Below are 7,653 nucleotides of genomic sequence, written 5' to 3' on the forward strand. Positions count from 1 at the left end.
ATGCCTCGCTTGCGTTTGGTCGGGGATCCCAGCGTACCGCGGGGTGTGACGCGTTTGTTGGACAAGCTGACATGCAGGAGGCCTCGCGCCGATGCGGCGGGGCTGAACGGCGCTGGCGCCGAAGGTCCGGTTCCCCAAAGTGCGGGACAATGGAAGTCCCGAGCCATGAAAGCGGGCCACCTTGRTCAGTCTCCAGCACGATGCCGACGGCTCCACCAGGCTCCACCCGGCTGAGTCCWTGGGTCTGAGCATTGCCGACGGTGCCGGCCATCTCGATCCGCTGCTGTATCCGTGGGACCCGCCCGTGGCCTCGGGTGTCATGGACGGCGATGAATTCCGGCCCCTTGAGCGTTCAGCCGGACTGGATGAAGCCCTCGCGCAAGCCAGCGCGGCACCGCTGGAAGCCCGTTCCCTGGTGGTCTCCATCGGCTCGAATTCAAGCGCCGACGTGATGCGGCGGAAATTCGCCAACTACCGCCAGCCCGTCAGCGCGGTCCTGCCGCTGGTCCGGGGGCAGCTCCACAACATCGCCGTTGGCCACTCCGCCCACGTGAGCAAGGCCGGCTACATCGCCGCCGCCCCGTATCCGCTGCTGGGAGAGTGCACAGCGGTCTGGCTGTCGTGGCTGGACGATCTCCAACTGATGGCCCTTGACGAAACGGAGCCCAACTACCGGCGGATCCAGCTCGACGCCGACGCCTGCCCGCTCGTGGCGGACCACGGGGAACGGCCGGAGGAGTTCTCGCTGTTCACCTCGCGCTGGGGCGTGCTGACCGACGGCGACGGCGGGAAGCTTCCCTTCCTCGACCAGCCTGCCCTCTTCGGGCTCCTCGCCGGCAGCGGCACAGGGGACCTCCTGGAGGAGGGAAATTCTGTGTTCGACGGGCCACCGGAGCGCGTTGCCGAGCAACTCGCGATACCCTCGGTCCAGGCATGGGCCAGGGAATGGTTCAGCTCGGCCGGCCTCGCAGCACCAGTGGACTTCGACGGGCCTTGCTCGGGGTAGCCACCCTCCGGAACGCCGCCGTCACCGGGCGGCGATGTTCTATGCATTGTTCCCGGCGATGTGCTGCGCAATGTACTCGGCGTCGCGGCCCACGCCCGCCACGATGGACGAGCCGTGCCCGGTCAGCCACGGCAAGCCGACGGCGTACAGACCCGCGTGTTCGGTGACGCCGCGGTGGTGCCGGGGGTAGTTCCATTCGTCCAGCACCGGGATGTCCAGGATGCTGAAGTCCAGCCGGTAGCCCGTGGCCCAGAGGACCGACGTGACGTTGGCGGCCTCGAGGTTCAGCCGTGCCGGTTCCGAAGGAAGCCAGTCGTCCTGGCGCGGCGGCTCCGGCTCCGGCGCCGACATGCCGGTGGCGGCAATATAGCTGTCGAACATCGGCTTCATCCGCTGGTAGAACGCCGCCTCCACCAGGGCCAGGCGTTCCGGAAGGTCATCACTGAAGACGAGGTCGCCGTCGTCGGCTGCTTCCAAATGGCCGTGCAGCCGGACGCCGCGSCGGCCGAGGTCSCGCAGGTGGATGTYGTGGCCGCCGYCGGCGCCGGACACCAGCGGGTTGCAGGCGAACCTCGCCGCGGGGGAGGGCAGCTGCCCMACGGTGAGGCCGTTCAGTCCGWAGTCGGGGCCGAATTGTGCAAGCTGCATCATCCARTAGAGGAGGTCCTGGCCGCGGTACCGGCGCGGTGCTTCCGGGCAYGTGGASACCGCCAGGTGGATKTCGCGGCCGACGGCGAGCAGTTCCTCGGCGATCTGGCCGCCGGACTGGCCGGTGCCAACGATGAGCACGGCRCCSTCGGGCAGYTGGCCCGGGTTGCGGTAGCTGTSGGTGTGAAGYTGCAGGATGYGGCYRGGCAGTTGSGCCGACAGYGYRGGGATTTTCGGCKYCTGGTARCCGCCGGTRGCSAGCACCACGKTYCGGGCSCGCCAGCTGCCCYGGKTTGTGGCCACGKTGAAGCCGCCGCSSTCCGCKGGCGCGATSCGCGTGACMTCCGCACCYGTYCGGACAGGAGCGTCGATGCTYTSCGCATAGTGCCGGAAATGGCCGATGAGGTCATCTCGCAGCATGAATGCKTCCGGGGCGGGGCCGTCATACGGCATGCCGGGCAGCGCGAGCGAGAAGTTCGGCGTGTTCAGGCAAAACGCGTCCCACCGGTCCTGCCASGCCCCGCCMAGCGTTTCGCGCCGTTCCAGCAACTGATGTTCGACGCCGGCCCGGCTTAGCCAGTAGCTCGTGGCCAGGCCAGCCTGCCCGGCCCCGACGACCAGGGTGTCGACGCTTTGCGGAGCCGCAGGTCGGGCGGCCGTCGGGGTCTCCATGGTTCTTCTCCCGTAGCCAGGGTGCAGGCTGGCTGTGTTGGCAGGATATGCCCGCAGCGTCGCTACGTATAGGTGCCCGGAGACGGCGTGGGGCCCCAGCGTGGTGTTCGTCAAGGGTGTTCTGGTTCAGTGCGGACCGCTACCTTTTTCCTATGGCCATGGGCAAGCAACGGTGCTCTGACCCCTCTGCAGGAATTTCTACTCAGAAGGAGTGGGAAAGGTCATGAATCGACGAACCAAAATCGTCTTTGGTGTGATCGTCCTGTTGCTGGTCGTTGGTGGGGCGACATTATTTGTCCTCGACAACACAAAGAGGAGTACGGCCGCGGAGTACAACCCGCAGATCAACCCTGCCGATTTCACCACTGAAATCACCAATAAATACTTCGCCCTCCCTGTCGGCAAAAAACTGACGTACGAGACCACCGAACACGGACGAGTCACCGAGAGCATCGAGATCGAAATCCTGCCGGAGACCGTGACCATAGAGGGTGTTGAGACGGCGGTCTATCTGGATAAGGAGTACAAGAACGGGCAGCTGGTAGAGGAAACCCGGGATTACCTGGCGCAACACAAAAACGGCGACGTCTGGTACTTCGGCGAGGACGTGGACAACTACATGAATGGAATGTTGGTGAACCACTCCGGCAGTTTTCGCCATGGAAAAGACGGGGCAAAAGCCGGTATCTGGATGAAGGCCGAGCAGCGCGTCGGCGACTCCTACAAGCAGGAATTTTACGTTGGTCACGCGGAAGATATGCGGGACACCGTCGCTACCGGCGAGACCGTATCCACCAAGTCAGGCACGTACACGGACTGCGTCAAGGTCTACGACTGGACGCCGCTTGAAAAGAACTCCCGGGAGTATAAGTATCACTGCCCCCAGATCGGTGGGCTGGCCCTTACCGAGGACCTCGAGACCGACAGCCGGTCCGAACTCGTGAATGTTGTCCTGCCCTAGTTCTTCTACTTTTTGGGCCGGGGCTTAGTAACCTTCGGCTCTTTGGGCGGCAGCCCGGCCACGTGTTCGAATGCTTTCTCCACCCAGGCCTTGGCCCGCGCCTCATCGCCGTCGCCCTCGGCGTTCCAGACTTCCGGCAATCCGGTGTAGCCGCCCATGGGMCGCTCSGSCGGCCCGAACGGRACGGTCCGYTCGGTGCTTTCAAGCRCCTCCTTGTCCGCCTCGGCCAGCTTCACRCCGATRGTGGGGCCGAAGAGGCCRGCGAACATRTTCCCGTGCACGAACGCSCCMAGGTTGCCGAACATCGGCTTGACGACCACCTCGGGATGGTCGGGCAGCACCGACCGGAAGTGCTCCTTGTCGGCGTCGGACGCTTTGGGCATTTCCATGGGTCTTCCTCCGGTAACTGATCCTCGCGGACAGGTCTTYCTGCAGGATATGCCCGCGGCCGGGCACGGYACASKCGGKSCGCGSAGACGGCTGGCGCGGGTGCCGGGCGGRSTGCSGCGGACRRTGGCTCGACGGGRCTGTGGTAAATCGTGYTCGGAATCTCCTGTAYRGTTGMTTCTGTTGTTGTGTTTATGCAGTTCGTAGTTCAGGCAGTACGCATGGTCGAAAGCCCATGTTCTTCTGAAGCAGCGGTTTTGAGCACCCCAAACAGGAGGACCCGAAAGTCGGGACAGTTCCTCCACCTTCACGAAGGACAAAAATAATGGCTACTGGTACCGTCAAATGGTTTAACGCTGAAAAGGGCTTCGGCTTCATTTCCCCCGATGACTCCTCACAGGACGTTTTCGCACACTACTCTGCGATCAACTCCTCCGGCTTCCGCTCCCTCGAAGAGAACCAGAAGGTCTCCTTCGAAACCGAGCAGGGCCCCAAGGGTCCCCAGGCCACCAACATCCAGGCTATCTAATTTCCTTAGATACCCGGAACCGTTAGGTTTCTAGCAGGGCCCGTCTTCGGACGGGCCCTGCTTTTGTTTAACTCACCCGTGCTTCCAAGAAGTACGACGACGGCGCGCCACCGCCGTGGACGTTCAGCTCCAGTGATGAAAGCTGTGCCCGGTGGGGCAGTCCCGGCGGCTAGTCGCCCTCGGGGATGATGATCCAGAGCGCGATATAGATGAACTCGCCGACGCCGAAAAGGCCGAAGAACATGAACCCGAGGCGGACGAACGACCGCGGGACCTCGAAGCGGTCGGCCAGGGCGGCACACACCCCGGCGATGACCTTGCCACGCCGGGGACGAACCAGGGTTGCTGCCATTTCGTCACCCTAGCACCGGGTGTGCGTCCCGTCAGCAGTAATCTTCGCCACTGGGTCGCGGTTCCACAGCCCGCGCGACTTAGCCCGTCGTCAGAGCTGCCCACGCCGCGCCAGGTACGAGTTCAGCGCCGGGTTGTCGATGTCCTTGGCCAGCCACGGGATGGTCTCCGCGGCGGCCGCGTCACCCAGGACCGCCCGGTGCGAGTGGGCCCGGACCACGAGTTCGCGCAAGGCGCCGCGGCTGGCCATGGTGCCGAGCCGGTCGGCGTAGTCCCCGGCGGCGGGGGAGCCGGCGTCGATCGCGACCTCGGCCGCCGTGTCCAGCAGCCGGGCCCGGTACCAGAGATACCAGGGGGTGGTGTCGAGCCCGCGCTTCAACCACGACTCGGCCCCGGCGGGATCGTTCAGCGCCATGCTGAGCCGGGCCTTGGCCCCGGCGGCCAGGGTCAGGTAGCAGTGGTCGCCGGCGACGTCGGCCATCACCCAGGAGCGGTCGATCAGGGGAGCGGCCTCCTCCAGCTGGCCTGCTGCGAGGAAGGTCTCGCCGCGGAGCCCGGCGACAAAGGGCTCGAACGCCGTCCAGTGTTCGGCCGCTATCAGTTCCTGGGCCCGGTCCAGGCATTCGGCAGCCGGCTCCAGATCCCCGCGCAGCAGATGCACCCGGCCGGCCAGGGCCTCGCTGAACGCCAGCAGGCGGCGGCCCCCCACAGCGGTCGCCAGCCGGGTTGATTCGGCCAGGGCCGCCAGCGCCTCGCTGTAGTGCGCGGTGTCCGAGGCCGCCATGCCCTGGATGGCCAGGATCCTGGAGCGTTCGTCGTCGAACCCGTCCGCGGCCCGGGCCGCCTGCTCCAGCCAGCCGGCCGCACGGTCCGGGACACCCCGCTGCACGGACAGGTACCCGAGCTCCCGGTAGGCGGCCGCCGCCACCCGCGAGGCCGGCCGCCCGGGGTTTTGTGTTTTTGACTGCAGAGACTCAGGATCCAATCCCTCCGACTTCAAAGCCCGGTGTAGGAGATCGGCCACTTCGGCGCCCCGGCCGCCGGCCTGGTGGATCAGCGCCCCGGACAGCGTCACCAGGGATTCGGCCAGCAGGTGATGGTCGCCGGTCCGTTGCGCGATCTCGGCCGCGAGGCGTAACTGCTCCAGCCCGCGGTCCACYGAGCCAGCCGAGAGCGACGCCTCGGCGGCATCGAGATAGGACCGCACCGCGGCCGAGCTGGCCGGCAGCCCGGGCTCGGCCGGCGGAGCCGCGTCGGACAGGGCCCGGMGCACCTCGGCTGGCACCCCGAGGCCGAGCTCCCGGCGGTACAGCTCACGGCACTTGTCGGCCTGCTCCCGCGCCCGCCGGTACTCGCCCAAGGACAGCAGGGCCTTGATCAGCACGGCGTGGCAGTCGGCGTTGAAGGGGTCAAGGTGCAGCGCACGGGTGGCGAGGTCGACGGCGTCGTCCGCCCTTCCGGCCGCCAGCGCGGCGAGCGACGCCTCGTAGAGCAGCGTCAGGACGGTGTTCTCGAGCCGGTGCCGCTGGTCTTCCAGCCAGGATTCGAACGCCGGGCATTCGTCGAAGGCGAGCCCCTCAAGGAGTTCGCCGTCGAAGGTGCGTGGGTCGGCGTCTTTGGTGGGGGCCAGTGCCGCCATAACGTCGCAGTTCCACCCGGCCGGCAATACGAGACGCAGCGGGTCGCCGCCGACCGAGTCCGCGCCGAGGGTCCGCCGCAGCTCGGAGAGGTTCCAGCGGAGGGCGCCGAGGGGGTCTTCGGCATCGGGGAACAGGAGGGCCGCTGTCCGGGCCCGGCCGGTGCCGCCCGGCTGAAGCGCGAGGTAGGCCAACACAGCCCACGCCTTGCGGCCGCGGGGCTGCCGGGGTGCGATGCCAGCGGACTCGATCCTGGGCGGACCGAGGAGCCGAATCCAAGTGTCGGCCATATGAGTCATGCTACGCCGCTGGTGGAGGAGCGGGAGGGGGTGATGGTGGCGGTGCCACGGGGTAGCGGCGGGGGCGCTGGCGGAGCTGTTGGCGACGCGCGATCGGAGCCGCGCCGGGCGGTAAACCTGGCCGGAAACAGGCCGGAAGCCGGCCGGAAAAAAGCTCACACGGTGGCTCACACGGTCCGAGCGGAAACTGGACATGTCCCCACAAAAGGACCGGAATCCAGAACCACAGCCGCAACACCAAACCCGCACCGATCACCCCGGATTCCGGCCCGCAACCAGCCCATCATCCGCCCCATCAACCAGCTCACTCGCCCGAGGTGCTTCACAAATGGAATTAACCGCCATCCTGCTCGCCGGACTCCTGGTCTTCGCAGCCGTCGCCACCTTCGTCGCGGTCTTCCGCGACGGCCGGGGCCACACCCCGCCCGTCCGGTCCACCCGCCCATGGATGGCCGGCAATCTCCCCAGCGAACCGTACGCGACCCTGCGGACCCTGCACTGACCGAATCCCAGCAGCCGCACGCCAGCAACCGCCCGGGCCCGGCCCCCACCTCCAGAACCGGAGACGGAGGCCAGGCCCGACGTCGTGCGTTGCCTGAGTGCCATGCGGAGGTCGCTGGGCTCATCCGCGGACCCATGGCGGCGGCAATAAGTGGGCGCAACCTGGTTTCCGCCACGTTTACGGACAGCCGCTGCGTGGATTCACGCAGCGGCTGTCCGTTTTTGGCGCGCAATTCCGGGGACGGTGCGGAATGCCGGTGCGGGGCGAATTCTCCGGCAGCGCGGCTGGCGGGTCTGTCTAGACACTCGCCGGGGCGCGGGAGCATCCTAAACGTGTGCGCGTTTCGGGGGAGCGGCTACGCGGCGGAGCTTCCGCCTTGGCTGGGGAAGCCGGGGAAACAGGCGGACCGCTGGCAGCCGGATCCTACTTTTCGGGCGTGCGGACACGATCGGCGAGGGAACCGGGGACCAGGTCATGGACGAAACATCCGATACGCGGCAGAAGCTATCCAACCGCATCGATGACAAGCAACGGGACCTTCAGTCCTACCTCGGCCGGGAACGACCACGTCGGACCCGGTTGGCCGGCATCAGCATTGTGGGCAGCGCGCTGGCCGCCGCGTTCACGGCGGGTCCGGCAGTCGGGGGCACGGGGTTCACCG

General features: G+C 66.8%; 8 protein-coding genes and 1 pseudogene. 5 read left to right on the forward strand and 4 right to left on the reverse strand.

Annotated features, from left to right (window positions below):
* Positions 1-181: 181 nt before the first annotated feature.
* A complete protein-coding gene (locus tag AC1DEY_RS22255; protein ID WP_476869890.1) occupies positions 182-1,006 on the forward strand; it encodes a hypothetical protein in 825 nt (274 codons plus the stop codon).
* Between the two features lie 39 nt (positions 1,007-1,045).
* Here the strand turns inward: AC1DEY_RS22255 and AC1DEY_RS22260 are convergent, their stop codons facing one another.
* Complete coding sequence (locus AC1DEY_RS22260; RefSeq protein ID WP_476869891.1) at positions 1,046-2,326, reverse strand: flavin-containing monooxygenase; 1,281 nt, start codon at positions 2,324-2,326, stop codon at positions 1,046-1,048.
* A gap of 223 nt (positions 2,327-2,549) precedes the next feature.
* Here AC1DEY_RS22260 and AC1DEY_RS22265 point away from each other — a divergent pair, with 223 nt between their 5' ends.
* On the forward strand, positions 2,550-3,287 hold the full coding sequence (locus tag AC1DEY_RS22265) for a hypothetical protein (protein ID WP_476869892.1): 738 nt from the start codon (positions 2,550-2,552) through the stop codon (positions 3,285-3,287).
* A gap of 5 nt (positions 3,288-3,292) precedes the next feature.
* Here AC1DEY_RS22265 and AC1DEY_RS22270 read toward each other — a convergent pair whose 3' ends face one another.
* Positions 3,293-3,676: a TfoX/Sxy family protein gene (locus tag AC1DEY_RS22270; RefSeq protein ID WP_476869893.1), complete on the reverse strand. Its 384-nt coding sequence runs from the start codon at positions 3,674-3,676 to the stop codon at positions 3,293-3,295.
* Between the two features lie 323 nt (positions 3,677-3,999).
* On the opposite strand from AC1DEY_RS22270, the gene AC1DEY_RS22275 reads away from it, so the two are divergent.
* On the forward strand, positions 4,000-4,203 hold the full coding sequence (locus AC1DEY_RS22275) for a cold-shock protein (RefSeq protein ID WP_011690916.1): 204 nt from the start codon (positions 4,000-4,002) through the stop codon (positions 4,201-4,203).
* Between the two features lie 169 nt (positions 4,204-4,372).
* Here AC1DEY_RS22275 and AC1DEY_RS22280 read toward each other — a convergent pair whose 3' ends face one another.
* Together AC1DEY_RS22280 and AC1DEY_RS22285 are read right to left on the reverse strand one after the other, a co-directional pair.
* Positions 4,373-4,555: a PspC domain-containing protein gene (locus tag AC1DEY_RS22280; RefSeq protein ID WP_476869894.1), complete on the reverse strand. Its 183-nt coding sequence runs from the start codon at positions 4,553-4,555 to the stop codon at positions 4,373-4,375.
* A gap of 90 nt (positions 4,556-4,645) precedes the next feature.
* On the reverse strand, positions 4,646-6,481 hold the full coding sequence (locus tag AC1DEY_RS22285) for an AfsR/SARP family transcriptional regulator (protein ID WP_476869895.1): 1,836 nt from the start codon (positions 6,479-6,481) through the stop codon (positions 4,646-4,648).
* Positions 6,482-6,818: 337 nt separating this feature from the next.
* Here AC1DEY_RS22285 and AC1DEY_RS22290 point away from each other — a divergent pair, with 337 nt between their 5' ends.
* Together AC1DEY_RS22290 and AC1DEY_RS22295 are read left to right on the forward strand one after the other, a co-directional pair.
* Positions 6,819-6,992 carry a hypothetical protein gene (locus tag AC1DEY_RS22290; RefSeq protein WP_476869896.1) on the forward strand — a complete coding sequence of 58 codons (174 nt, stop codon included), beginning with the start codon at positions 6,819-6,821 and terminating at the stop codon, positions 6,990-6,992.
* Between the two features lie 474 nt (positions 6,993-7,466).
* Positions 7,467-7,653 (forward strand): annotated as a pseudogene (locus AC1DEY_RS22295) (hypothetical protein); the annotation flags it as partial.

The organism is Arthrobacter sp. 05T47, assembly GCF_056395825.1.